General features: G+C 64.1%; 1 protein-coding gene. It reads right to left on the bottom strand.

Annotation, left to right across the window (positions count from 1 at the left end; genetic code table 11):
* Positions 1-16: 16 nt before the first annotated feature.
* A complete protein-coding gene (locus tag EN879_RS36175) occupies positions 17-1,177 on the bottom strand; it encodes an efflux RND transporter periplasmic adaptor subunit (RefSeq protein WP_063170332.1) in 1,161 nt (386 codons plus the stop codon).
* Between the last annotated feature and the right edge of the window lie 146 nt (positions 1,178-1,323).

Genomic DNA, 1,323 nt, shown 5'->3' with positions numbered 1-1,323 from the left:
GTGTTGATGGTTCCGGTCATGAGCCTGCGGCGGCGTCCGCGGCGCGCTGCTCTTCGCCGGCAAGGCGAACCGCGCCGCCCTCGCTGACGCTCTGGGTGCCTTCTGTGACCACCATGTCGCCATTGTCGATCTCGGCGTCGATCAGCACGGTCTCGGTGTTGCGCTGGATGATGCGCACCGGGACCCGCCTGGCCTTGCCATCCTCGATCTGCCAGACATAGGCGCCGTCCGACCCCCACAGGATCGCCAGCGGGCTGACGGCCGGATAGGTTTGCCCCGGAAATTTCATGGTGATGCCGAACGACATGCCGGCGCGCAGCGAATCGGCCGGGTTGGCGATCTTGGCCTTGACCAGCAGCGTGCGACTCTTTTCATCGATGTGGTTGTCGATGGCCGAAACGGTGCCGCTATAGGCGTTGCTGGGATTGGCGATCGGCGTCGCCGTCAATTGCGCACCGACCTTGACGGCGGCGGCGAAGCGCTCGGGTACCAGGAAATCGACCAGGATCGAGGACCGGTCGTCGAGCGTGGCGATGGCCGACTGGTTGGTGACGTAATTGCCGGCCGAGATCGGCAGGATGCCGACGGTGCCGGCGATCGGCGCCAGGATCGACCGGCGCTGCAGTGCAAGTTCCGCGTCCTGAAGCGCCAGCTTGGCGCCCGCCAGCACCACCTCGGCATCAGCCACGGCTACCGGGGTCGCGGCATTGGAGGCACGCAGCGACTTAACGCGGTCGAGCTTGGACTGAGCGTCCTGCAAGGCGAGCTTGGCACGGTCCTGAGAGATCACTTCGGTCTCGGAATCGAGGGTGGCGAGGATCTGTCCCTTCTCGACATGGCTGCCGGATTCGACCAGCAGTTCGGCGAGGCGGCCGGAGCTGTAAGGATTGACGGTCACCGAGGCGTTGGCACGGCCGGTGCCGATCGCCTGCAGGCGGTCGTTGATAACAGCCGAAGTGGCCGCCAAGGCGACCACGTTCACCCGCTGGTTGCCGTTGCGGCCGTTTGCCTGCCTCGCGTTGGCGGCACCGGTTTCAGCCGGGGGCGTTGCCGCGTAAGCCCAGTCGATGCCCCAACGTGCCAGCACGTCCGGTGCGCCGGGATAAAAGCGCAGCCAGGCGGCTGCCGCCACCACCAGCACCACGAGTGCAAAAAGTATCTGTTTCCAGGCGGCCATCAGCACTCCGGTTGGTAAAACAATCCTTCCGTCTACCGGTTTCCCGAAATGAAGCAGACGCAGCGAGGCTATTGTAAGGCAAAGAAGCCGTCTCGATATCGCGTCTTTATGACAATTCTCCGGGGGCTGCGCACATTAAATATATG

Origin of the sequence: Mesorhizobium sp. M7A.F.Ca.AU.002.02.1.1 (assembly GCF_003998535.1) — a bacterium.
Lineage (GTDB): Bacteria > Pseudomonadota > Alphaproteobacteria > Rhizobiales > Rhizobiaceae > Mesorhizobium > Mesorhizobium ciceri.
This window is presented reverse-complemented; position numbering and strand designations above follow the sequence as displayed.